General features: G+C 69.8%; 24 protein-coding genes. 9 read left to right on the plus strand and 15 right to left on the minus strand.

Annotated elements, in window-relative coordinates; genetic code table 11:
• Positions 1 to 37: 37 nt before the first annotated feature.
• Complete coding sequence (locus tag VYJ16_RS13375) at positions 38 to 316, minus strand: UPF0058 family protein (protein ID WP_336350806.1); 279 nt, start codon at positions 314 to 316, stop codon at positions 38 to 40.
• A gap of 122 nt (positions 317 to 438) precedes the next feature.
• Here VYJ16_RS13375 and VYJ16_RS13380 point away from each other — a divergent pair, with 122 nt between their 5' ends.
• Positions 439 to 1,485, plus strand: a complete 1,047-nt coding sequence (locus VYJ16_RS13380) for a hypothetical protein (protein ID WP_336350807.1) — start codon at positions 439 to 441, stop codon at positions 1,483 to 1,485.
• A gap of 59 nt (positions 1,486 to 1,544) precedes the next feature.
• Here VYJ16_RS13380 and VYJ16_RS13385 read toward each other — a convergent pair whose 3' ends face one another.
• A complete protein-coding gene (locus tag VYJ16_RS13385; RefSeq protein WP_336350808.1) occupies positions 1,545 to 3,176 on the minus strand; it encodes a potassium channel family protein in 1,632 nt (543 codons plus the stop codon).
• Between the two features lie 79 nt (positions 3,177 to 3,255).
• Positions 3,256 to 3,915, minus strand: a complete 660-nt coding sequence (locus VYJ16_RS13390; RefSeq protein ID WP_336350809.1) for a DUF998 domain-containing protein — start codon at positions 3,913 to 3,915, stop codon at positions 3,256 to 3,258.
• A 187-nt stretch (positions 3,916 to 4,102) separates the two neighbouring features.
• On the opposite strand from VYJ16_RS13390, the gene VYJ16_RS13395 reads away from it, so the two are divergent.
• The 3 genes from VYJ16_RS13395 to VYJ16_RS13405 all read left to right on the plus strand — a co-directional run bounded on the left by VYJ16_RS13395 (position 4,103) and on the right by VYJ16_RS13405 (position 5,667).
• Positions 4,103 to 4,330 (plus strand): hypothetical protein, encoded by a 228-nt coding sequence (locus VYJ16_RS13395; RefSeq protein ID WP_336350810.1) that lies wholly within the window; start codon positions 4,103 to 4,105, stop codon positions 4,328 to 4,330.
• A gap of 155 nt (positions 4,331 to 4,485) precedes the next feature.
• Positions 4,486 to 4,836 (plus strand): VOC family protein, encoded by a 351-nt coding sequence (locus tag VYJ16_RS13400; RefSeq protein WP_336350811.1) that lies wholly within the window; start codon positions 4,486 to 4,488, stop codon positions 4,834 to 4,836.
• Positions 4,837 to 5,007: 171 nt separating this feature from the next.
• Positions 5,008 to 5,667: a dolichyl-phosphate hexose transferase gene (locus VYJ16_RS13405; protein ID WP_379762544.1), complete on the plus strand. Its 660-nt coding sequence runs from the start codon at positions 5,008 to 5,010 to the stop codon at positions 5,665 to 5,667.
• A 77-nt stretch (positions 5,668 to 5,744) separates the two neighbouring features.
• Here the strand turns inward: VYJ16_RS13405 and VYJ16_RS13410 are convergent, their stop codons facing one another.
• Both VYJ16_RS13410 and VYJ16_RS13415 read right to left on the minus strand, forming a co-directional pair.
• Positions 5,745 to 6,719, minus strand: a complete 975-nt coding sequence (locus VYJ16_RS13410; RefSeq protein WP_336350813.1) for a WD40/YVTN/BNR-like repeat-containing protein — start codon at positions 6,717 to 6,719, stop codon at positions 5,745 to 5,747.
• A gap of 377 nt (positions 6,720 to 7,096) precedes the next feature.
• The gene (locus VYJ16_RS13415) at positions 7,097 to 7,798 is read right to left on the minus strand and encodes a MogA/MoaB family molybdenum cofactor biosynthesis protein (RefSeq protein ID WP_336350814.1); all 702 of its coding nucleotides are present in this window, start codon (positions 7,796 to 7,798) and stop codon (positions 7,097 to 7,099) included.
• A 116-nt stretch (positions 7,799 to 7,914) separates the two neighbouring features.
• On the opposite strand from VYJ16_RS13415, the gene VYJ16_RS13420 reads away from it, so the two are divergent.
• The gene (locus tag VYJ16_RS13420) at positions 7,915 to 8,964 is read left to right on the plus strand and encodes a zinc-binding dehydrogenase (RefSeq protein ID WP_336350815.1); all 1,050 of its coding nucleotides are present in this window, start codon (positions 7,915 to 7,917) and stop codon (positions 8,962 to 8,964) included.
• The gene (locus VYJ16_RS13425; RefSeq protein ID WP_336350816.1) at positions 8,954 to 9,247 is read left to right on the plus strand and encodes a DUF7977 family protein; all 294 of its coding nucleotides are present in this window, start codon (positions 8,954 to 8,956) and stop codon (positions 9,245 to 9,247) included. The genes VYJ16_RS13420 and VYJ16_RS13425 overlap by 11 nt, the downstream gene beginning before the upstream one ends.
• Before the next feature lie 109 nt (positions 9,248 to 9,356).
• Here VYJ16_RS13425 and VYJ16_RS13430 read toward each other — a convergent pair whose 3' ends face one another.
• Together VYJ16_RS13430 and idi are read right to left on the minus strand one after the other, a co-directional pair.
• A complete protein-coding gene (locus VYJ16_RS13430) occupies positions 9,357 to 9,686 on the minus strand; it encodes a DUF7853 family protein (RefSeq protein ID WP_336350817.1) in 330 nt (109 codons plus the stop codon).
• Between the two features lie 337 nt (positions 9,687 to 10,023).
• On the minus strand, positions 10,024 to 10,605 hold the full coding sequence (idi, locus tag VYJ16_RS13435) for an isopentenyl-diphosphate Delta-isomerase (RefSeq protein WP_336350818.1): 582 nt from the start codon (positions 10,603 to 10,605) through the stop codon (positions 10,024 to 10,026).
• Between the two features lie 288 nt (positions 10,606 to 10,893).
• On the opposite strand from idi, the gene VYJ16_RS13440 reads away from it, so the two are divergent.
• Positions 10,894 to 11,226, plus strand: a complete 333-nt coding sequence (locus VYJ16_RS13440) for a hypothetical protein (protein ID WP_336350819.1) — start codon at positions 10,894 to 10,896, stop codon at positions 11,224 to 11,226.
• A gap of 103 nt (positions 11,227 to 11,329) precedes the next feature.
• Here the strand turns inward: VYJ16_RS13440 and VYJ16_RS13445 are convergent, their stop codons facing one another.
• On the minus strand, positions 11,330 to 11,743 hold the full coding sequence (locus VYJ16_RS13445) for an Lrp/AsnC family transcriptional regulator (protein WP_227133482.1): 414 nt from the start codon (positions 11,741 to 11,743) through the stop codon (positions 11,330 to 11,332).
• A 105-nt stretch (positions 11,744 to 11,848) separates the two neighbouring features.
• Between VYJ16_RS13445 and carA the strand changes: the two genes are divergently transcribed.
• Together carA and VYJ16_RS13455 are read left to right on the plus strand one after the other, a co-directional pair.
• Entirely contained in the window at positions 11,849 to 12,913 is a 1,065-nt protein-coding gene (gene carA, locus VYJ16_RS13450) for a glutamine-hydrolyzing carbamoyl-phosphate synthase small subunit (protein ID WP_336350820.1), read from the plus strand.
• A 176-nt stretch (positions 12,914 to 13,089) separates the two neighbouring features.
• Positions 13,090 to 14,985, plus strand: a complete 1,896-nt coding sequence (locus tag VYJ16_RS13455; RefSeq protein WP_336350821.1) for an N-acetylmuramoyl-L-alanine amidase — start codon at positions 13,090 to 13,092, stop codon at positions 14,983 to 14,985.
• 39 nt (positions 14,986 to 15,024) lie between these two features.
• Here VYJ16_RS13455 and VYJ16_RS13460 read toward each other — a convergent pair whose 3' ends face one another.
• The 7 genes from VYJ16_RS13460 to VYJ16_RS13490 form a co-directional block, all read right to left on the minus strand.
• A complete protein-coding gene (locus VYJ16_RS13460) occupies positions 15,025 to 15,759 on the minus strand; it encodes an SDR family oxidoreductase (protein WP_336350822.1) in 735 nt (244 codons plus the stop codon).
• Positions 15,760 to 15,832: 73 nt separating this feature from the next.
• Positions 15,833 to 16,159, minus strand: coding sequence for a DUF8015 family protein (locus VYJ16_RS13465; protein WP_336350823.1), 327 nt, complete (start codon positions 16,157 to 16,159; stop codon positions 15,833 to 15,835).
• 238 nt (positions 16,160 to 16,397) lie between these two features.
• Entirely contained in the window at positions 16,398 to 17,390 is a 993-nt protein-coding gene (locus tag VYJ16_RS13470) for a PrsW family intramembrane metalloprotease (RefSeq protein ID WP_336350824.1), read from the minus strand.
• Between the two features lie 81 nt (positions 17,391 to 17,471).
• Entirely contained in the window at positions 17,472 to 18,131 is a 660-nt protein-coding gene (locus tag VYJ16_RS13475; protein ID WP_336350825.1) for a plastocyanin/azurin family copper-binding protein, read from the minus strand.
• Positions 18,128 to 18,799 carry a hypothetical protein gene (locus tag VYJ16_RS13480; RefSeq protein WP_336350826.1) on the minus strand — a complete coding sequence of 224 codons (672 nt, stop codon included), beginning with the start codon at positions 18,797 to 18,799 and terminating at the stop codon, positions 18,128 to 18,130. Before VYJ16_RS13480 ends, VYJ16_RS13475 begins: the two co-directional genes overlap by 4 nt.
• Entirely contained in the window at positions 18,796 to 19,875 is a 1,080-nt protein-coding gene (locus VYJ16_RS13485; protein WP_336350827.1) for a 2Fe-2S iron-sulfur cluster-binding protein, read from the minus strand. The genes VYJ16_RS13480 and VYJ16_RS13485 overlap by 4 nt, the downstream gene beginning before the upstream one ends.
• Entirely contained in the window at positions 19,872 to 21,440 is a 1,569-nt protein-coding gene (locus tag VYJ16_RS13490; RefSeq protein ID WP_336350828.1) for a methyl-accepting chemotaxis protein, read from the minus strand. The genes VYJ16_RS13485 and VYJ16_RS13490 overlap by 4 nt, the downstream gene beginning before the upstream one ends.
• Between the last annotated feature and the right edge of the window lie 66 nt (positions 21,441 to 21,506).

Below are 21,506 nucleotides of genomic sequence, written 5' to 3' on the forward strand. Positions count from 1 at the left end.
CACTGGATGACTAGGCGACGACAGGAACGACGCGCGTTCAGATCTTGGATTCCGCGTCCTCGGCGAGTTCCTTCATGCGCTTGCCGATACGGCCGGCGCTCGAGAACTCGTCCTCGCTCATCGCGTTCGCGAGCGAGTTCCCGAGCACGAACACCGCGTGCTTGTGTTCGCTCTTGGACTTGTGGACGTCCGACGGGTCGATGTCGAGTTCGCGGTACGTCGAGAACAGGCCGTCAGGGACCTCGTCCTGGTCGGAGAAGTTCTCCATTATCGTCACCATGTGCTCGTGGAGCTCGAGGAGTTCGTCCTTGTGCATGCCCGTTCGTATGCGTTCGCCGAGATTTAAGGGTTTGGCCCGGCTCGTGCGAACGTTCTCCACGGCGAGGGCTCGATGTCTTGCGCCACGATTTATAGTGGGGACGGTCGTAGCCGACGGTGATGCCCGAGATACGCCTCGAACTGTCCGCCGAGGACGTCCGGAAGCTCGACACCGAGGTCGACCTCCTGGGGTTCGAGGACCGCGGCGAGTACCTGCGTTGGATCATCGGGAACCGCGCCGCAATCGAGCAGGGCACCGAACGCGACCAGTTGCTGACGGAGTACCAGGCGCGCGTCGACGAACTGGAGGCGCAGCTCTCGGCGCACGACGGGAACCGTGGTGGCGACGGCGGTGCTGCGGCCGATGCGACTCGCGAGCCGCGAGCGGGAGCCGAGAGCGGAAGCGACGACGGGCGTGCACGGGCGACCGACGGGAGCGGGACGCTGTCGACGGCCGAGTCGCGGGCGACGTCGTCGTCCACGCCCGCGGAGCCACGAACCACGGTCGAACCCCAGACCACGAGTGACGTGGACGAGTCCACCAGCGACGGAGCCAGCCGACCGCGGTCGTCGCGGAGCGACGACGTCGGCGACGAGTCGAACGACCCCGTGGAAATCGGCGGGAACTTCGCGCCGGAGCGCGTCGAGCGCTTCGAGGACGAATCCCTCGGGTCGCACGCGAACCAGCTGAAGGGCGTCGAGGGCGAGCGCCTCGACGAGTTCGCGCGACGAGCGGTCGCGAAGACGCGCGAACGCCTCGGTCGGGAGCCCTCGACCGGGCTCGAGTATCGGTCCGGGACGCGCATCGCGCGCTCCAGTCCGGACGTCCGCCCGGGCGAGGACCTCGTCGACCTGGACGCGCTCGACGTTCCCGGTCGGTCCGAGTCGACGTGCGCGCCCCGACGGGAGGCCGTGGGCGCGGCGCTCGCGTACCTCCGCGACGTGGACCGCGCGAAGCGCGGTGACTTCGTCGAGGAACTCTACGAAGAGTACCCGGCGGGCTACGACAGCGAGTCCGGGTGGTGGCGGTGCATCAAGCGCGGCCTCAAGGACGCCCCGGTCGTCGAGGGCGGCGACGGGGCGCGCGTCTGGACGTACGTCGCGCCGGGGAGCCGCGAGGGCGAACTCGTCGGCTCCGGCCCGAAGCGCGTCGTCGACCCCGAGTGACCGCCGGCGTCGAGTCCGCCCGCGAGCACTGCGGTGAACTACGCGAGCGGTTCGTCGAACTACGCGAGCAGTTCCTTGAACCGGTTCGTTCCCGCGTCCGTCCCGGCGACGATGAGGTCGTCCTCCGCGCGGATCTCCGTGTCCGGCCCGACGTCCGTGTGGAGCTCGCCGTCCCGTTCCAATGCGACGACGGTACACCCGGTTCGTGACCGGACGAGCGCGTCCGCCAGCGTCTGGCCCGCCAGCCCCGGCGCTTTCGTCCGCACGACCTCTATCTGCGTGTTCAGGGAGATGACGTCCTCCTCGAGGACTTCCGAGGCGACCATCCGGCCGGTGACGGTTGCGAGCGAGAGCACGTAGTCCGCGCCGGCGCGGTACATCTTCTTCGTCGTCTCCACCTCCTCGGCGCGACAGAGGATCTCCACGGAGTCGCTGCGGTCGCGCGCGACGAGCGTCGCGAACTCCGCGGCGGTGTCGTCCGGGAGCGCGAGGATGAGCGACCGTGCGTCGTGGATACCCGCACGCTCCAGGGCCTCGGCGTCCGTTGCGTCACCGACGACGTCAACGCCCTCCTTGTCCTCGACGTCGAGGACGGTGTACGAGAGGCCGGCGTCGTCGAACGCGGCCGCGATCCGCTGGCCGACCTCGCCGTAGCCGGCGACGATGGTCTCGCCGTGCTCGACGCGCCGCGACTCGGTGAGCGTCAGCTCCTTCGCTCGTTCGAGCGCGCGCTCCTCGCCGGAGACCAGGAGGACGGTCCCGGATTCGATGCGGCGCTGGGGGTCCGGCGGTGATTCGAAGTCGCCGTCGAACCACGCGCCGATGACGTTCACGCCCGCTTGCTCGCGGAGCCCGCTCTCCGCGAGGGTCTTCCCGACGATCTCGCTCCCGCGATGGATGGGGAACTCGACGATGTCGAACTGGTCGCCGATCTCGATGGCGGCGCCGACGTCCGCGGTGAGCGCGGCCGCGACCTTGTTCGCGAGGCTCTCCCCGAGGATGGCGCGGGGCGACAGGACGACGTCGGCGCCGGCGAGCTCGTGGTAGCGGACGCTCTCGGGTTCCTCGACGATGCTGACGAGCGGCACGTCCTCGGAGATGTCGCGCGCGCCGAGGACGATGCTGGCGTCGACCTGGTCGGAGACGTCCGCGACGAGTGCGCGTGCGTCGGCGAGGTTCGCCGCGCGGAGTCCGCGCTCGGTGTCGGGGTCGTCGTGGATGACGTCGTAGCCGCCTTCGACGAGCGCCTGGGCGTTCTCGCGGTCCGGTTCGACGATGACGTAGGGTACGTCGACGGCGTCGAGTTCGGCGACGAGCGGGTCGACGCGCGTCGTGTACGTGCAGATGACGACGTGGTCGGTGACGTCGTCCGGGAGCGTGGTCGGAACGCTCGTGGAGATGGCTTCCTCGAACAGCGGGAACACGAGGACGGGGAGTGCGAGGAAGATGAGGACGACCCCGGTGAGGTCCATGACGATGACGAGGACGTTCATCTCGGGGGTCTGCCACGGCGAGTCCGACCCGAACCCGGTCGTGGTGAACGTCTCGACGACGACCTGGAGCGCGTGGAGGAACGTCCGGGGACGGCCCTCTATCGCGTTCATCCCGTAGTAGTAGAGGCCGGCGTACGCGAGCATGACGGCGGCCAGCCCGACGAGGTAGTACGCGGTTCGTTGCCGCCAGGTGTCCATGGTGAGTGTACCAGACGGCGTCGCCTAAACGGTTCCGGGAGATGTCCCGGTCACGGCACCGAGTCGAGTCGCGTCGCTGTCAGAAGCCGCGGAGTTTTCGGGTGGCGAGCCAGATGGCCCAGCCGCCGAGCGCGAGCGCGCCGACGAACTCGGGGACGGCGAAGTACGTCCACGTGTCGCCGTCGCCCGTGAACACCATCGCCTCGAGGATGATCCAGACGACCCACTGGACGGCGTACAGGTTCGCGAGCCACATCGTCAGGACGCCCGCCCGCTTGTCGTCCGCGAGCGCCATGCCGGAGCCGTGAATCCAGGGGGCGATGGCGATGGAGAAGAACAGGAGGACGGCGAACAGGAAGTGGAACTGGTCGAACGGTGCGGCGGCGGCGTCGGATTCGAGGAACGCGACGCCGACGCCGGACATGCAGACGAGCGCGAACCCGAACCAGCCTGCGCCGACGCGTTCGAGCGTGTTCCGGGCGTCCATCCAGAGGAGTGCGACGAACGGGAGCCCGAGGATGCCGCCGGCGAACAGGCCGCCGTTGAACAGCAGCCACGCGAGCTGGTTCGAGGACCCGAGCGCGAGGAGGCCGAGTCCGGTCGATTCGCCCATGCTCGAGAGCGAGCGCGTCGCCCACGAGTACTTGGGGTCGACGAGCGTCGCGAGGAACACGAGACCGATAGATGCGGCAGGTGCCGCGAAGCCAAAGTACGCGAGGGTTCGACGAAGACGTGTCATCGACTCTCCGTTGAGCCCGGACTGGGAAAAAGTTGATTGCCGACAGTCGGTAAGAATTACGTTCAATGCGCGTCGAATGCCAGAATCGAAATCGCGGCGTGTCGACGCTGGGGCGGGTCGTCGCAGCGGCGACCCTCACTGTCTAGGATGCCCGTCGAAGACCGTCTGCGGGCACGGTTCGGGTGTCATGGACGAAGCACTTGAGGTCGTCGAACTGGTCGCAGATTCGGGACTCGAAGAGGCGTTCGCGTGGGTGCTACGCATCGTCGGCATCCTCTGTCTGCTCGCCGGCCTCGGCCTCTGGCTCGGCGGGTTCATGAACCTCCTCTGGATGCCCGCACTCCTCATCGCGCTCGGGGTGTTCCTGCTCGTCGCCCCGCAGGTCCTGCTGTTCGTCGCCGAACTCACCGGCTGACGGCAGGACGGCCGACCGATACCCACATCGCGCGCTGACGGCAGGACGGCTGACCGATACCCACATCGCGCGCTGACGGCAGCTCGTCCCTGCGGCACCGGCAGTCGGTTCCCGGTACGCGAACGTCTTTGGTCGTGGTCCTCGGACCCGTCGGTATGTCCGGAATCGTGTTCTTCGGGTGCGAGGACTACGAGTCGACCGCCGAGTTCTACGTCGAGGAGGTCGGCGCCGAGGTGTGGCTGGAGCAGTCCGCGTGCACCATCCTGCGGTACGACAACCTCCTGTTCGGGTTCTGTGCGAGCGACGAGACGGAGACCGACGGTGTCCTGACGTTCGTGACCGAGGACCGCGAGGGCGTCGACGCGTTCTACGAGCGGTTCGCGGACCGTGCGCGCGGCGAACCGGAGGTCAACGAGGCGTTCGACATCTACCAGTTCTTCGCGACGGACCCCGATGGACGGAAGATGGAGTTCCAGACGTTCCTGCACGAGACGGACCCGGTCTGAGGGCCACCCTCGGAGTTTTTGGTAAGCCTAAAGTCGGCGCGCAGGCTAGCCGAGGCCATGACAGACAGCGACGACGCGGCCGAGGACGCGACAGCGAGTACGGACGACGCGACCACCGACGACGCCGGCCACGAGTCGGCGCCGTACACGTTCGACGACCTGGCGGTCGTGATGGGGACGTACAACGAGGAGGCCGCCATCGGCACCGTGCTCGACGACATCGACCGCGTGACCGACGGGAAGGCGGAGGTCGTCTGCGTGGACGGCTCGGACGACCGCACGCCCGAGATAGCGCGCGAGAAGGGCGCGACCGTCATCGAGCAGGAACCGCAGGGGTACGGCGTCGCGGTCCGCGAAGCCGTCCTGACGCCGAACCGTCCGGTCGTCGTCACGACCGACTGCGACGACACGTACCCGATGGACGCCCTCCCGCGGTTCCTCGAGAAAGTGAACGAGGGCTACGACGTCGTCTCCGGCGATCGCCTCTATCACGGCGCGGACGCGATGCCGGCGTTCAACCGCTTCGGGAACCACGCGTTCGCCGTGCTCGCGAGCGTCCTGATGGGGACGCGCGTCCACGACACCACGACCGGGATGCGCGCGTACCGCCGCGACGTCCTCCAGGACATCGTCTGGACGACGAACACGGCGCTCTCCGCGGAACTCCTCATCCGGCCCGCGATGCGCGGCTACGACGTCGTCGAGATACCCATCACGTACGGCGAGCGCGCCGGCGAGACGAAACTCGACCCCATCCAGGGCGGGTGGGAGATCGGCACCGGCATCCTCAGGGTGTGCCTGGAGGAACGGAGCCGCCGGCTGTTCGACTGAGACGCGTCGGTTGGAAGACGGGAGAATCGAGGGGGTTCGGGGGTCGGGGATGAAGCGAATGCTACTGCCGCGTCGCGTCAGCGTTCGACGATGGTGCCGCCGGCGCCGACCGCCACCGCGGACTCGCCGCCGAGCAGGACCACTGCTTTCAGGTTCTGGCCCGTCGGCGTCGCGTCCGCCGTCCACTTCTCGGCGTCGCGGTCGTAGACCTTCCCGCCGCCGCCGACGACGTACCCGGTGTCGGTGCCGGCGACCTCGATGTCGCGCTGACCCGCGTCGCCCGTATCCGAGCGAATCCACTCCGAGCCGTTCCAGTGGAAGATGGTGCCGCCGCCGCCGGAGACCCAGACGTCGTCGAAGCCGTCGGAGTCGACGCCGTAGAAGTTGTGGTTCGCGTTCTCGATGCCGAGCTTGTCCCACGTCGCGCCGTCGCGCGTGTACAGCACCGTCTGGTTCCCGTCGACGATGTGTCCGGACGTGGCGTCGTGGAAGTCCACCGCGTTGATCGCCGACCCGGACGCGGGCGTCGTGTACTCCCAGGTCTGAGATTCGCCGTTCTCGAAGCTGTAGTACAGCTTCCCGCTATCGCCCGCGACGTAGACGTTCGCCTCGCCCGCGCGGCCGGTGACGGAGACGTCGTTGAAGTTGTTCGTGACGTCCATCGGCGCGGAGTGGCTCTGGAGCGTGCCGGTCTCGACGTCGTACTCGCCGATGGCACCGCTGGAACCGACGAACCAGAGGCGCTTCCCGTCGTCCGTGACGTCCGCGCCGTACAGCGAGTTCCCGTTCCCCGTCGGGCCGCCGTCGAGCACCTTCACGTAGCCCTTCGGCGTGCGTTCGAGCACGACCCCGCCCGCGCCGACCGCGTACACGCCCGCGGCGGTCTCCTCCACGTCGTACAGCGTGCTGCCCGTCGGCGACTCTCGCATCGCCCACCCGGACTCGGGGCCCTCGCTGTCGGCTGCGCTCGCGGCGCCCGCGAACGTCGCGGAGGCGACCGCGGCACCGAGCGTCTTCAGCGCGCTACGTCGCGTGAGGGTACGTTCCGTCATCGGAGTTCACCCGGTCGCCCGTGAGTGGCGGGAGGAGGATTAAATCCCGAGACAGATTGCGGGAATTTACGACAATTAGTTCGTTTTATCACCGTTCCGTCCCTCGTTTTACTTCGTTCACGACCGTTCAACGCGTGAACTCGCGTGGACGGTCTCGACGGTTCATATGGGTCCGACCAGTAGGAGGGACCGGAGGCGGAAGCCTCCCCCCACGGAGCGGTCGTCCACTCCCCCCGGGCGACCGCACGTCAGAGGCACCCCGCTCAGGGCACGCCCTCCACTCCCCCCTCATCCACCCCTCTCCCACTGGCGACCGCGCCAGGATTCCCCCCTCTCGTCGCACACCTCGGAAGCGACAGCGCTCGCGACCGCAGGACTCAGTCGTCGGGACCGGCGCTCGCGAGCCCGACGAGGTGCCCGAGGACGGCCACGAGCAGCGTGATGCCGGTCGTCGCCGCGGACTCGCTCCCCGGGAGGACGACGACGACCGCCTCGTCGACGGTGCCGGCGGTCGCGCGCGAGAGCATCCCCATCTCGCCGACCGCGTCGACCGACCGCCGTCGGAACTCCTCGCCGAACCCGGTGAGGTGCTTGTCGAACAGCGGTTCGACCGCCTCCGGCGTCACGTCGTCCGGCGTCACGCCCGTCCCGCCGGTGGTGACGACGACGTCGACGTCGTCCCGGTTCACGAGGCGGGCGACCGCTCCCTGCACGCCGTCGAAGTCGTCGCGGACGAGCTCTCGCGTCGCGACCTCGTGGCCGTCGTCTTCGAGTGCGGTCGCGATGGCGTCGCCACTCGGGTCGTCGTCGAGGTTCCGGGACGACGACACCGTCACGACCGCCGCCCCGACGCCCGTCGCATCGTCAGCGTGGTGGCCGTGGTCGCTGGCGTGGTCGTGGCCGTGGTCGTCGTCCGCGGCGTGGTCGCTGGCGTGGTCGTGGCCGCGTTCGTCGTCCGCGGCGTGGTCGTCGTCCGCGGCGTGGTCGTGGCCGCGTTCGCTGTCCGCGACGTGGTCACCGGCGTGCTCGCCGTCGCCGCCCGTCGACGTCGGTTCCTGGCCGCGTTCACCGTCGGTCATGTCTCGCGCGTTCCCCGCGGACCGACGTAAGCCCTCCGCCAAGACCGGGTGTGCATCGGCGACGGGATGCTGCCGGGGTCGGAACGTTCTTGCATCGACCGCGTGACGCTCCGCGCATGAAGGCGGTCCAGTTCACCGAGCACGGCGACCGCGACGTCATCGAGTACGGCGAGTTCCCCGACCCCGAGGTCGGCCCCGAGGACGTCCTCGTGGACGTGAAGGCGGGGGCGCTGAATCATCTGGACGTGTGGACGCGCCAGGGCCTCGGCGCGACCGGGCGCCTCGACCTGGAGATGCCGCACGTGCCGGGGAGCGACATGGCGGGCGTCGTCGAAGCGGTCGGCGACGACGTCACGCGCTTCTCTCCGGGCGACCACGTCGCGCTGCTGGCGGGCGTCTCGTGCGGGACGTGCGAGTTCTGTCGCCGCGGCGAGCCGACGCTCTGCGAGACGTATCACGTCATCGGCGAGCACACCCAGGGCGTGCACGCCGAGCAGGCCGCGGTCCACGAGGACCAGCTCGCGCCCGTCCCCGACCACGTGGACTTCGCGACGGCGGCCGCGGCACCGCTCGTCTTCCAGACGGCGTGGCGGATGCTCCTCGAGCGCGGCGAGCTCCAGTCCGGCGAGCGCGTGCTCGTCCTCGGCGCGTCGGGCGGCGTCGGGCACGCCGCGGTCCAGGTCGCGGCGGACGCGGGCGCGGAGGTGTACGCGACCGCCTCGACCGACGAGAAGCTGGAGTACGCTCGCGACTGTGGCGCGGACCACGTCGTGAACTACGAGGAGGAGTCGTTCTCCGAGGCGATCCGCGAGCAGACCGGGGAGCGTGGCGTCGACGTCGTCGTCGACCACATCGGCGCGGCGACGTGGTACGACTCCCTGAAGAGCCTCGCGAAGGGCGGCCGCATCGTGACGTGTGGTGCGACCACGGGCCCGCGCCCGGAGACGCACATCGGCCGCATCTTCTGGAACCAGCTGGACGTGCGTGGGTCGACGATGGCGAGTCACGGGAGCGCGGAGCGCGCGCTCTCGAAGGTGTGGGACGGGACGTTCGAACCGCGGGTCCGGGAGACGCTCCCGATGAGCGAGACGGCGCGAGCGCACGAGCTCCTCGAGAACCGTGAGGGCTTTGGCAAGGTGGTCGTAATCCCGGATAGTGAGCGCTGACGACGACGGGTACACGCACCGGCCGGGTGCGGCCCGTGAATCCGACGACGACGGCGACCGCGGCGAGGACCTGCAGGGCGCGCATCCGGAGGCCGCGGACCGGAGCGTCGGCTCCCGCGGATGGGTCCTCCTGGGCGTGCTCGCGTTCTCCCTCATCGGCGCGCCGCTACTCATCCTCTTCCGGCCGCCGTCGCTGCCGTACTGGGCGGCGTTGCTCGCGCTCCCGATGCTCCCCGCGATACTGCTGGGTGCGGTCGGCGTGTGGGCGACGACGCGACCGTGAGCGGGTCTCGCATGGTCGGAACTCGTCGGTTTCGTCGAACGGGTAGGGGTGAGAGAGGGGAGTCGCCGTTGTGGGATGACAGCGACGGGTGCGGTGAGGTCCGGTCTCGCTAGCAGAGTGCGGCCGGTGGGCCGTCGAACTCGCGTTCGATGCGGTCGACGATCGCCACGGAGAGGGCGACGTCGGCGTCCGGCGTCCCGTCCTCGCCCGCGTAGTCCAGGAGGGCGCAGCGCAGCCGCCAGGCTTCGAACGCTGTGAACCGCGCGTCGTCTCCTTCGAGCTTTTCGGCGGCCTCGAGCGCCCACCACGGCTGTTCGTCGGCGTCGGCGTCCTCGTCGAGGAGGTGCGCGAGCACGACGTGGTGGACGACCCAGGCTTCGGCTCGCGAGAGCACGAGACGGTTCGTCGGCGGTTGGTTCGGGACGGTATCAGTCGACACTTGCTGTCACGAGGCCGTGGGCCTCACGTGTCAGTACGACGGACACCCTCATAAGCATTGGTATGTGTTAACAAGCCACGCACAACCGGGATGGAGTTATCTACCCCCGCCCCCGACCGTCGGGTCGACTGAGACGCCTGCGTACGATTCACGTGGGATTATCGACGCCCAGGACGCGTCGCGAATCCGGAACCGCCCGGCGAACGCGAACGCAGTCGCTCCAGCGGACAGGTCACCCTCGGAGAACGAACGGAAGGAAGCAGTTATTCGACCGACACAGACCACTTCCCCCGACAGTCGACTACTCGACCAGACGAGACCGATCTCGCACAGTCGACTACTCGACGTCGCGACGCATCGCGATCTCGAACCACGGGCAGAGCCGGAGCTGGCGGTAGAACTCGGGTTCCTCGTGGAGGCGCTCGTACGGCACCCACATGAGGCCGCCGACCTCCTCGGGGTTCGGGTCGAGTTCGGTGTCGTGCAGCGTCGCCTGCAGGACCGCGCAGACCTCGTGCTCGACGCCCGCGTTCTCGAAGTAGCGCTTGTACTCGAAGCGGTCGGTGACGCGGAGGTCGTCGTACTGGTCGGGCGTGATACCGAGTTCGTCGTCGAGCCGCTGGCGGGTCGCCTCCTCCTGGGTCTCGCCCTCGCGAGGATGGGAGGCGACGGTGCCGTCCCACCACGTCCCCCACAGGCGCTTGCCGGGGGCGCGCTGCGCGAGGAGGATGCGGTCGTTCTCGTCGAACAGGAGCGCCGTGAACGCGCGATGCCGGATGCCGTCGCCAGTGTGCGCGTCCAGGCGGTTGACGAGGCCCTGCGGTTCGTCGTCGGCGTCGACCGCGATGACGTCCTGCGAGGCGTTCTCGTGCTCGAGGTCCCCGCCGGCAGCGTCGGCGGGCGAATCGGGTGCGCTCATACCTGGCAGGACGCGAACCGAAGTGAAACCACCTTCGAATCTCGACCACCTTTTTCCTGCGGAGGGTGTGCTCGCTTCGTCGCCGGCGCGCAGCGCCGGCTTCCAGCGAGACCTTCGGTCCCGCTTGACTTGGAAAAACGTGGGCGAAGAACACCCGAGCGCTCCCTTCGGTCGCGCTCGGTGGGTGCGCTGGACCCGACCGCACCCGCAACCGCACCCGCCACCGCAACCGCAACCGCACCCGCCACCGCAACCGCAACCGCACCGTGACCGCACTGCGACCGCACCGTGACCACACCGCGACCGCACCGCGACCGCACGGCACCCCGCCCTCCCCTGCTCGCGGCGCGCGCAGTCCCGCACGCGCCGGCGACCGAGCGCGACCGACCCGGGTTTACGTCTCACGTAAACCCCTCGCTGCAGTCGACCGAACCCGTTCCAGCGACCGCCCAGTCCACGACCGGCGGATCAGCGGGCGCACGCTGGACGCCCGACGCGGACTGGACCGTGCTCCTCAATCTGAACGAGCACCTGCAGCGGACGACGACCACGGAACTGCGCGAAGCCGCAGCCGACGAGGGCTACGAACTCGGCGTCGACTTCGCGGCGTACCGACCCTGACGCCACGAACCGCGTTTCGAGTCTCGAAGACGCCCCCGCCCAGCAGGTCCTCGACCGCGTACCCGGGGAGTCGTCGCCCGGGCCGCGCTACCAGAGCGTCGACTCACCCGAGGCGTTCGTCGAGGATGAGGCGGGTCTTCGTCGCGTCGACCTCCTCGAGCTCGCGCGCCTGCGTGATGAGTTCGTTCACGCCCTGCGTGTCCGCGGCGTCGACGACGAGCACGATGTCCTCCTCGCCGGACACCATCCAGACGAAGTCGACCTCGTCCCAGTCGGCCATGCGGTCCGCGACCTCGCCCGTGGCGACGTCGACGGCGACGCCGACCTCTATCATCGCCTTCACGTTCCCCGTGCGCGTGGACACGGTGAACCGTTCGATGACGTCGTCCTCGGTCATGCGTTCGACGCGATTCCGGACCGTTCCCTCGCTCGTGCCGACCTCCTCGGCGATCTCGGTGTACGGCGTGCGAGCGTCTCGCCGGAGGATGTTGAGGATGCGGCGGTCGAGTTCGTCCATGATGATTCGGACGTACACCACCCCCAACCTAAACGATTGCGAAATTCGTAACGATGCTACGAAAGCAACGCTTATGGGGCCGGGGTCGGTACGTATCTCGTAACGATGGACGCCTACGTAGCCATCGAGGGCGGACACGTGATCGAAGCACGTGGTCGCGCTCCAGGAACGACGAACGGCGAACTGGTCTTCACAACAGCGTACACGGGATACGAGGAGAGCCTCACCGACCCGTCCTACGAGGAACAGATCCTCACCTTCGCGTACCCCCTCATCGGTAACTACGGCGTACGCGAGGAGCGCTTCGAGTCCGACCGCGTCCACCCGAACGCCGCGGTCGCCCGCGAGCTCACCGACGACGTCGCCGAGTGGCTCACCGAGGAGGGCGTGCCCGCGGTCGACCAGATCGACACGCGCGACCTCGTCACGGACGTCCGCGAGGACGGCGCCATGGCGTGCGGTATCGCCGTCGGCGACGACGTGACGCCCGAGGACGCGCTCGCGGAACTCGAGGACTGCACGGCGATGAGCGACCACACCGACATCGGCGCGCAGGTCTCCGTCGACGAGGTCGAGGTCACCGAGGGCGACGCCGACGGCGAGACCGTCGCGCTCATCGACTGCGGCGCGAAGCAGGCGATCGTCGATTCGCTGAACGAGCGCGGCGCGACCGTCCACCGCATGCCCTACGATACGACGCCCGCGGAGGTCGAGGCCGTCGACCCCGACGTCCTCTTCGTCTCGAACGGCCCCGGTGACCCCGCGAACTTCGACGCCGCGGTCGACGTCGTGGACGCGTTCGTCGGCGACGTCCCCGTCGCCGGCATCTGTCTCGGCCAGCAGATCGTCGCTCGCGCGCTCGGCGGCACCACGGAGAAGATGGCGTTCGGGCACCGCGGCGTCAACCAGCCCGTGCAGGACGTCGACTCCGGGAAGGTCGTCATGACCACGCAGAATCACGGGTACACGGTCGCGGACGCACCCGAGGCGCTCGAGGTCTCCCAGATCAACGTCAACGACGGGACCCCCGAGGGTCTCGACAGCGACGACCTCGACGTCATCACGCGCCAGTACCACCCCGAAGCCAACCCCGGCCCGAACGACTCCCTGAGCTTCTTCGACGACGTGCTCGGGATGGCCGAGGCGAAGCGAACGGTCCTCGCGGACTGAACCAGGACGTAGGCGTCCAGCTCCTTCGAGCACTCCGACCGCGAGCGGCCGCCACGCTCGCTCTCGGTGCGAACGGTGATGGCCGCGAAGTACGGCCGGTCAGAGCGCGGTCTCCAGTCGGCGAGTAAAATTCCACGCGGGTACTGTTTTACTTACCGAGATTCTCTCGTGGAACTATGCGTCGGCGAAGATTCCTGCAGACGAGTACCGGAGCCGTCGCGGCCGGCACGCTCCTCGGAGCAGCCGGAAGCGCCGCCGCGACCGACAAACCCGCGATGGAGTACGTGAGCGCGCACTACTCGAACTACACGAGCGCGAGTCGCGACGCGAGCGACCTGCGATGGATCGTCGTCCACACCATCGAGGGTTCCGCGAGTTCGGGCATCAACTGGTTCCAGAACCCCGACGCGAACGTCTCCAGTCACTTCGTCGTCGACGACGACGGCACCATCACGCAGATGGTCGACCTCGAGGACGTCGCGTGGACGCAGGGCAACGGCCCGTACAACGACACCGGCATCAGCATCGAGATGAGTGGGTACGCGAACTCGACGGACTTCACGGAGGCGAAGTACCAGGCCGTCGCGGACCTCTGCGCGTGGCTCTGCGACGCCTACGACATCCCGGTCCGGCATCCGGCGTTCGACATCGCGCCCTGTAGCGCGTACGACGGCGACGGCGGCCTCATCGGGCACGACCAGGTGCCGTCGCCGTACGACTGCTCGGCGGTCACCGGCGGGAAGGTCGACCCCGGGTCGACGTGGGACTGGGAGTACCTCCTCGCGAAGATGGACGGCGCCACGGGCGGCGGGTTCCCGGCCGGGGAGGTCGTGAAGACGACGAGTACCGTGAACGCTCGGTCCGCACCAGAGATAGCGGACAACGTCGTCCACACGAACCCCGAGGGCGTCCGCGGCGTCGTCAAGAACGGCCCCACGAAAGCGGCGGGCTACACGTGGTACGAGGTCGCCTACGAGAACGGCGTCGTCGGGTGGGCCGTCGCAAAGTACCACACCGACCAGGCTGGCGTGACGTTCCTCCACGACCAGCGCGTCGCGACGACCGCGGACCTCGTCGTTCACGACGACCACGCGCTCGACGCGCCCGACGTCTGGACCGCCCCCGAGGGGTCGGCGGGGTACGTGCGTGCCGGCCCGCAGACGGCGGACGGCTACACGTGGTGGCGGGTCGCGTTCAACTCCGGGCAGACCGGGTGGTGCGCGGGCGAGTACCTCGACGCAGCGCCCGTCGACGGGCACGGCGTCGGTCACGGCGACGACGGCGCCGACGGCGGCGATGGCGACGACGGCGCCGACGGCGGCGATGGCGACGACGGCGCCGACGGCGGCGAGGGCGACGACGGTGGTTCGGACCCGACGTTCGCCGAGGGCGACACGGTGCACGCGACGACGAGCCTGAACACGCGAAAGCAGCCCGGCACCGGCGAGGAGCTCGTCGAAACCGTCTCGAGCGGTGCGACCGCGGAGGTCGTGAACGGCCCGGTCGACGCGGACGGCTACACGTGGTGGGGACTGCACTGGCAGGCCGCGAACGTGTGGGGGTGGAGCGTCGAGCAGTACCTCGACGCCGGCGGTGGCGGCAACGAGCCGAGTACGGACTTCGACGTCGAGACGGACCTGACGGTGCCCGTCGACGTCACCGGCCAGGAGATAGACGACGCCATCGCCGCGGAACGCCCGGACAGCCCGCTCGTCGGGCTCGGCGACGCGTTCGTCGCGGCGCAGGAGGAGTACGGCGTGAACGCGGTGTATCAGGCCGCCCACGCCATCCACGAGTCAGCGTGGGGGACGAGCACGATAGCGCAGGACAAGCGGAACGTCTACGGGTGGGGTGCGGTCGACTCGTCGCCGTACGAGGGCGCGAAGCCCTTCGAATCGTTCGAGGCGTGCGTCGACTACGTGATGGGCGAGGTCGCGGACCGCTACCTCGAACCCGGGAACTGGCGGTACAACGGACCGACGCTCGACGGCATGAACGTCTACTACGCGACCGACGACCGGTGGGACGTCAAGATCGCCGGGCACTATCGGACGCTCGCCGAGAACATCTGAGCCGAGGAGAGCACGTCCGAGGGACGCTCTCCGACTGTCTCAAGAGGGAATGGAGTACCCGGAGCGGCGCGCGACGAGTCCCGTCTCGGGGCCGCTCCACGCGAAGTCGACGGCGTCGGTCGCGGTCGTCGCGTCGGTGCTCGCGACCTCGAACGTCCGATTCCGGGCTTCGGGCGTGGTGAGGGTGGCGGTCATCAGCCACGCGAGGTCCCCGCGGCCGATGCGGCCGGAGACGTCGTCGCCGCCTTCGCCCGTGACGACGTCGTGGCTGCGTGCGCCGTCGGTCGTCGCACCGGTTCTGAGTATCGTGTAGGGCACGCCGCGTTCGCGGAGGTGTCGTTCCGTCTCGTCGAGTTCGCGGAGGATGCGGTGGTTGTAGAGGCGGCGTGGGAGTACCATCCCCGAGGTGGAGTCGCCGACGCCGATGGTGGAGTGCAGGACGACGTACGGCCGGCTGTCCTCGTCGATGGCGTCGAGGAGGTTCCGGAGGCCGCGGCCGCCGTCGAGCGGGCCGACGACGCGCCCGAGGCCGCCGTCGGTGGTGGTACAGCAGAAGGCGTCGACGTCGGCGACGGCGTCCGCGAGCGCGTGGTGGTTCGCGAAGTCGGCGTGCACGACCTCGTCGGCGCCGGCGGTGCGCGCGCGACGTTCGGCGTCGGCGTCCGTGACGAGTGCGCGGAGGACGTACTCGGTCTCGCCGAGGTACGTCAGGAGGGCGATGCCGACCGGCGTTGCGGCGTCTGCAACCAGGACGCGATACGATTCGTGTGGCACGTTCACACACTACGTTCTGGGGGAGGTAAAACGTTCCGTGCGACCACTTCGGTGCCGGTTCCGAGCGACTTACTTACCCCGTCCGACGGCGGGAACGGGTCGCCTCATCGGGGCGACCGGTGGCGTCGTCGCGGCGACCGGTAGCGTCGTCGCGGCGACCGGCGACGCCGGTGCCGGCGGGCGGATGCAGGAAGCAGACGTCCGCGACGACGAGCGTGCACGCGACCGCGCCGACGCCGACGAGCGGTTCCAGCGGCACCCCCGAGACGACGGCGGCGAGCGCCGGTAGCGCGAGGAACACCGGGATAACGCCCAGCGCGACGTCGTATCGAGACACCGCCGCGGTCGTCAGTGTAGTCCACGATACCTTCGTTCGCTGGTCGGTATCCGTGCGTTCCATGGCTCTATCCGGTCACGACGTACGGACGATTCCGTACTAAGTATTTCGCCGGAAACCACGTGCGAACCGCCGAACAACCGCCAGCGAACCGCCATCGAACCCCCTCGAAAGCCACGTAGACTATTCGAGAATAATATCAGGACGTGACGGATCGCGGAGAGCAGGTTGCGGTTCACTCGCGCGTAGCGCGCGCGACGGCCGCGGCGACGCCCGCGGACCGACGAACCCGGTCGCCCCGTCAATCCGCGTTCGCCTGCGTGGCGCCCGCTCGATAGTACCGGTTGTACCTCGAGAGCTTCCGGTAGAGGACGTACCCGACGGCGCCCTCGAACGCGAACACGAACAGGACGAACCCGATGCCACCGTCGACGAGCGGGAACGCGCCGAAGTCGACGAGCGTCACGATCGAGTTGTACGTCGCGTGGATGGCCGCGGCGATGAGGAGGCCCTTGACGACGATGGGGCCCCAGTGGTCGTCGCTGAACTTCGCGAGCCCGAGGTAGTACCCCGCGATGGCGGAGTAGAGGACGTGCCCGGGGCCGACGAACGACCGCGAGGTCGCGACCTCGAACGCGCCCTGGAGGCTCTGGGCGGCCTGGAACCCGCCGGCGTCGATGACCGCGCGCGAGATGTAGAGGGCGTTCTCGATGGTCGCGAACCCGAGGCCGGCGACCGCGCCGTAGACCGCGCCGTCGATGACCGCGTCGAACGCCGAACTCCGGTACGCGTACAGGCGCACCGCGAGCCACTTCACGGTCTCCTCGACGGGGCCGACGACGAGGAAGAAGAAGACCACGAGCGCGAGGACGCTCGGGACGTACGCGGTGACGACGGACTTGAGCGCGGAGTTCGCGAGCGCCGCGAAGCTCGCGAGGAGAACGGAGAGCAGGAAGGTCGCAGCGAGCGGCCAGACGGGTTCGCGCATCGTCGGGTTCTGGTACCAGATGACGCCGACGATGACGAGCGCCGGGAGGATGGACGCAAGCGTGAGAACGCCCAGCGTCGGGCGGACGGTGATACCGACCACGACGAGGCCCAGCTGGGCGGTGAACGCGAGCACGGCGAGCGCGACGACCGCCCAGCGCGCGCTCGCGACGATACCCGAGTACACCGCGACCGACAGCCGGTCGAGCGCGGTGCGTGGTTCCCACGTCGATACCTCGTAGCCGCCGTCGGTGACGGGTTCGCCTGCCCCCTCCCCCGGGTCGTCGTCGCTATCGGGTGGCCCCATTGTGTACGAACGGTGAACACGGCGCGCTCGGAGTAGATGCGGCCAAAATACGTAGTTCGGTGTCGCCGGTCCCGGGCGCGCTCAGCGGACGGTGAACGAGCCCTCCAGGCCGAGGGTCTGGTGGGGGGCACAGAAGCACTCGTACTCGCCGGGCGCGTCGAACGTGTGCGCGTGCAGGTAGCCCTCGCCGTAGGTGTCCGACGCGTCGCCGGGGGTGCCCGTCCAGTCCGAGTCCTCGGGTTTCTCGCGGACGCGGACGTTGTGCCCGGAGTCCTTCCACTGCCAGTGGACGGTGTCGCCGGCGTCGATGGTGAACGTCTCCGGCGAGAACCGGAACCCGTCGGGCGCCACCTCGACTATCTGGTCCGGTTCCTTCTCCTCGGGCGGGACCTCGGTCGCGGTCGCCGTCGCGGTCTCGGTGTCCTCGGTCGTCGACTCGCCGGGCGCGGTGGTATCCTCGGCAGTCGTCTGGTCGTCGCGCGTCGTCGCGTCCGCGCGCGTCGCGTCCGCGTCGCCGTCGGCGGTCGACTCGCTGCCGCGCGTCGTCGCGGTCGCAGGCGCTGGATCGTCGTCAGCGGTCGTCGCTGCGCCAGCGCCCGGCCGAGAGGGCCCCCACGGGTTCGAGAGACAGCCCGCGGTCGCGAGCGCCGACAGGGACGCGCCGGCGGCGGCGAGCACGCGCCGGCGACCGCGGTCGCGGGCGTCGTCGCGACCGTCGGCGCGGGGTTCGGGGTCGGTCATGCGCCGCCCTCCTCGGCGTCGTCGCCGGCGCGCTCGCGGTCGAGTTCCCGGAACTCGTAGGTGCTCGCGGCGTCGTCGGCCGGGTCCGCGTCGCGGTCGCCGACGCGAGCGTCCACGAGCAGCGGGACGGCGTGGACGACGCCCGTCGCGGCGAACGCCCAGTCCGCGACCGTGGACGGGAACAGTATCGCGGCGAGGACGACGAGGCCGGCGGCGAGCGCGCCGACGAGGTACGCGCCCCGGGCGCGGTGGGCCGCGACGATACCGGTGAGCGCGAACCCGACGCCGATGACGATCGGCCACGGCGTCCACAGGAGCGTCCGGCCGAGCGACGGCCCGAACGCGCCGAGGACGACCGCGACGTCCACGAGGAGCGCGAGCGACACGAGGCCGCCCCACGCCCACAGCAGCGGGCTGTACCGGACGACGCGCTGGCCGGCGGCGAGCGCGAGCGCGACCATCCCGACGCTCGCGACGAGCCAGTACGCGACGACGACGACCGCCGCCTCGAACCCGAGGACCTCGAGTGCGAGCCCCGGCGAGGACGCCAGGAACTGCGTGCCGCCCCAGCCGACCGCGGCCAGGACCGCGCCGACGACGAGGAACGCGTCCAGCCCGAGGCCGTCGCGCATCGACTCGTCGGTCTGGCTCGCGGCGGTGTCCATCATCGCCCACCACCTCCGTTCGCCGCCGCCGTCCCCGGGCCGTCGGTGCCGTAGTCGTACTCGCCGGCGTACTCCGCGTCGGTCACCGCGACCACGGACGCCGGGTCGACGAGCGCGTCGGCATCGACGCCCGCGTCACCGCCGCCAGCGTCGCCGTCGACCGCGCCGTCACCGTCGCCATCGTCGGCACCCTCACCACCGACACCGACCTCCTCGACGTGCTGCCCCCAGTAGCCGCCGCCCTTCTCGACGACGACGTCGCCCTGGACGTGCGTCTGGCAGGAGAGTCGGAGCCCGCTCTCGGTCTCGTGGGGCGGGAGCGACAGCCGGCGCTGCTCGCGGTCGCCCATCTCGTCGACCTCGCCGTCGCAGGACACCGCGCACGTCCCGCAGAGGCCGTTCCCGCCGCAGTTCGCGACCTGCGTCACGTCGTTGTGCGGCGAGTGCCCGTCCGCGGCCAGCAGGACCGCGCGCAGCTGGTCGCCGACCTCGCACGTCACCGACCGGTCGCCGAACGTCACCGTCGGCGTCCGCCGGAACGACGGACTCTCGCCGTCGTAGGTCATGTCCACCGCCTCCGTCAGCCAGCAGCCGTCGTACTTCCCGCCCGCCTGCTCCGCGAGCACGAACTCGTAGGTGCGGTCGCCGTCGGGGTGGCGCGCCAGCACCGCCTGCACGTACCGGTCGCCGTCGCGCTCGCCCGGGCCGCGCTCGACCGTTCGCGCCCCCACGAGCCGGTCGTAGATCGCCCCGAGGAACGTCGCCGCGAACCCGTCCAGGTCGCCGTGGGCCTCGCGGAACCCGGGTGCCGCGAAGTCGAACAGCGTCCGCACGCAGCCCGGGACGTCGCCGGCCGCGCGCGCCGCCGCCGCGTCCACGTCGCTCGCCTCGATCGCGTCCAGTTGCACACGAAGCGCCTCGCCCGGGTCGAGCCCAGGGGACGGCCCGACCACACCAGGGCCGTCGGCAGCCGTCGCGGCCGACGCCTCCTCGGCGTCCGCGACGGCACCGAACACGAACTCGCCGTCGCCCCGTTCGTCGTCGCGCTCCGTCTCCGCGGACGCGTCCTCGTCCGTCATCGCGAGCCCTCCACTGCCGGCTCCGGGACCTCCGACGCCCGCACCGTGAACTGTTCGAGCGCGCGCTCGAGCTCGCTCGCGCCGTCCGCGAGCCAGTCCACGCGCTGCTCGATGCGCTCGATGACCGCCTGCTGTTCGCGCGCCGTCGCCGCCACGTCGCTGGCCTCCGTCGCCGTCTCCGCGCCGATCTCGCGGACCGACGCGACGTTCTCCCGGACCGCCGCCGCGCGCTCGGTCCCCGCGTCCGTCGCCTCGTCGATGCGGTTCGCGTCCTCGGCGGTCTCCACGACCACGCGCTCGACGTCCTCGAACGCCCCGAGCGCGTCCTCGATGGTGTCCGCGCCCCGGTCGAGCGCGTCCTGCGTGCGCTCTATCTCCGCGAGCGCCGCGTCCGTGTCAGCGGCGACGTCGCCGAGGCCGTCCTCGATGGCCGCCGCCGCGGCCTCCGTGTCGTTCGAGAGCTGCTGTATCTGCTCGCCGAGATGGGTCATGCTGCCGTCGTCGCTCGTCTTCTTCGCCTCCAGCGCGGTGTTCATCGCGAGGTGCTCGGTCTGGTTCGTCAGGTCCCGGACCTCGTCCGCGAGGTCCGCGACCGCCTCGACCGTCCCGGCGAGCGACTCGATCTCAGCGACCGACGCCGCCATCCGGTCCTCTATCTCGTCGAGTTCCGCGAGCGCGTCCGTCGCCGCGTCCGCGCCCTCGCCGGTCGTCGCCGCCGCGCGCTCGGACTGCTCCGCGACCGCACCCGCCGACCGCGCCACCGTCCGCACGCGCTCCAGGAGGTCCGCCATCGCGTCCGCCGTCTCCTCCAGCTCCGCGTGCTGGGCCTCCACGCCGTCGCTGATGGACGCCGTCGCTTCGGTCACGCGCCGCGTTCCCGCTTTCGCCGCGCCCGCGTTCTCGTCGGCCTCCCGCGCCGCGTCCGCGACCGACCGCGAGAACTCGCGGACCTCCGCAACCATCGTCTCCATCTGGTCCATCATCTCGTTGAACCCGATCGCGAGCGCGTCGAACTGCGGGACGCCCGTCTCCTCGTCCATCCGGCCCGTCAGGTCACCGCGTCGGACCGACGACAGCGTCCGCGTCTGCGCGGTCGCCGTCGTCGCCAGCTCGCGGTTCAACGACTCGACGGTCGCGACCTGCTCGCCGAGCTGGTCGCGTAACTCCGCGACGCTCCAGGCGAGCTGGCCGACCTCGTCGCGTCGCGTCGGCTCGAACGCCGCCTCGTACCGCCCGGTCTCCACGACCTTGCGCGTCTCCCGGTCGAGGTCGCGCAGCCCCGCGACGACGGAGCGCTCGACGAACGCGAACGCCACCACGATACCGACCGATAACGTCGCGAACGCGAGGATGCCGCCGCGGTAGATCGCCTGTGCTTGCGCGTAGTTCGCGTCGAGCGCGACCGTCGCCCGCCACACCGCCACCGTGACGACGACGAACGCCACCGCGATCGCGGCGACCGCCGCCGCGACGAACTTCCCCGTCACCGACGCCCGCGGGTCGACCCCCCTGCGAGCGCGTCGGACGAGCGCGCCTACCCCTGCTCGAAGGACCCCTCTAGCCATGGCCGTACCTGCGACCAGACCCTAAAGTGAATTTTCCCTAATCAGTCCCAAATTCGCACCAAAAAC

Source organism: Halorubellus litoreus, assembly GCF_037081675.1.
GTDB lineage: Archaea > Halobacteriota > Halobacteria > Halobacteriales > Natrialbaceae > Halorubellus > Halorubellus litoreus.

What these genes read in the sequence shown, in the direction of transcription:
- VYJ16_RS13490 (WP_336350828.1), bottom strand. Translation starts at nt 21,440, where the DNA reads ATGGCTAGAGGGGTCCTTCGAGCAGGGGTAGGCGCGCTCGTCCGACGC.
- VYJ16_RS13410 (WP_336350813.1), bottom strand. Translation starts at nt 6,719, where the DNA reads ATGACGGAACGTACCCTCACGCGACGTAGCGCGCTGAAGACGCTCGGT.
- VYJ16_RS13475 (WP_336350825.1), bottom strand. Translation starts at nt 18,131, where the DNA reads ATGACCGACCCCGAACCCCGCGCCGACGGTCGCGACGACGCCCGCGAC.
- VYJ16_RS13395 (WP_336350810.1), top strand. Translation starts at nt 4,103, where the DNA reads ATGGACGAAGCACTTGAGGTCGTCGAACTGGTCGCAGATTCGGGACTC.
- VYJ16_RS13485 (WP_336350827.1), bottom strand. Translation starts at nt 19,875, where the DNA reads ATGACGGACGAGGACGCGTCCGCGGAGACGGAGCGCGACGACGAACGG.
- VYJ16_RS13400 (WP_336350811.1), top strand. Translation starts at nt 4,486, where the DNA reads ATGTCCGGAATCGTGTTCTTCGGGTGCGAGGACTACGAGTCGACCGCC.
- VYJ16_RS13420 (WP_336350815.1), top strand. Translation starts at nt 7,915, where the DNA reads ATGAAGGCGGTCCAGTTCACCGAGCACGGCGACCGCGACGTCATCGAG.
- VYJ16_RS13445 (WP_227133482.1), bottom strand. Translation starts at nt 11,743, where the DNA reads ATGGACGAACTCGACCGCCGCATCCTCAACATCCTCCGGCGAGACGCT.
- VYJ16_RS13480 (WP_336350826.1), bottom strand. Translation starts at nt 18,799, where the DNA reads ATGATGGACACCGCCGCGAGCCAGACCGACGAGTCGATGCGCGACGGC.
- VYJ16_RS13415 (WP_336350814.1), bottom strand. Translation starts at nt 7,798, where the DNA reads ATGACCGACGGTGAACGCGGCCAGGAACCGACGTCGACGGGCGGCGAC.
- VYJ16_RS13455 (WP_336350821.1), top strand. Translation starts at nt 13,090, where the DNA reads ATGCGTCGGCGAAGATTCCTGCAGACGAGTACCGGAGCCGTCGCGGCC.
- VYJ16_RS13465 (WP_336350823.1), bottom strand. Translation starts at nt 16,159, where the DNA reads ATGGAACGCACGGATACCGACCAGCGAACGAAGGTATCGTGGACTACA.
- VYJ16_RS13390 (WP_336350809.1), bottom strand. Translation starts at nt 3,915, where the DNA reads ATGACACGTCTTCGTCGAACCCTCGCGTACTTTGGCTTCGCGGCACCT.
- VYJ16_RS13385 (WP_336350808.1), bottom strand. Translation starts at nt 3,176, where the DNA reads ATGGACACCTGGCGGCAACGAACCGCGTACTACCTCGTCGGGCTGGCC.
- carA (WP_336350820.1), top strand. Translation starts at nt 11,849, where the DNA reads ATGGACGCCTACGTAGCCATCGAGGGCGGACACGTGATCGAAGCACGT.
- VYJ16_RS13380 (WP_336350807.1), top strand. Translation starts at nt 439, where the DNA reads ATGCCCGAGATACGCCTCGAACTGTCCGCCGAGGACGTCCGGAAGCTC.
- VYJ16_RS13405 (WP_379762544.1), top strand. Translation starts at nt 5,008, where the DNA reads ATGGGGACGTACAACGAGGAGGCCGCCATCGGCACCGTGCTCGACGAC.
- idi (WP_336350818.1), bottom strand. Translation starts at nt 10,605, where the DNA reads ATGAGCGCACCCGATTCGCCCGCCGACGCTGCCGGCGGGGACCTCGAG.
- VYJ16_RS13470 (WP_336350824.1), bottom strand. Translation starts at nt 17,390, where the DNA reads ATGGGGCCACCCGATAGCGACGACGACCCGGGGGAGGGGGCAGGCGAA.
- VYJ16_RS13375 (WP_336350806.1), bottom strand. Translation starts at nt 316, where the DNA reads ATGCACAAGGACGAACTCCTCGAGCTCCACGAGCACATGGTGACGATA.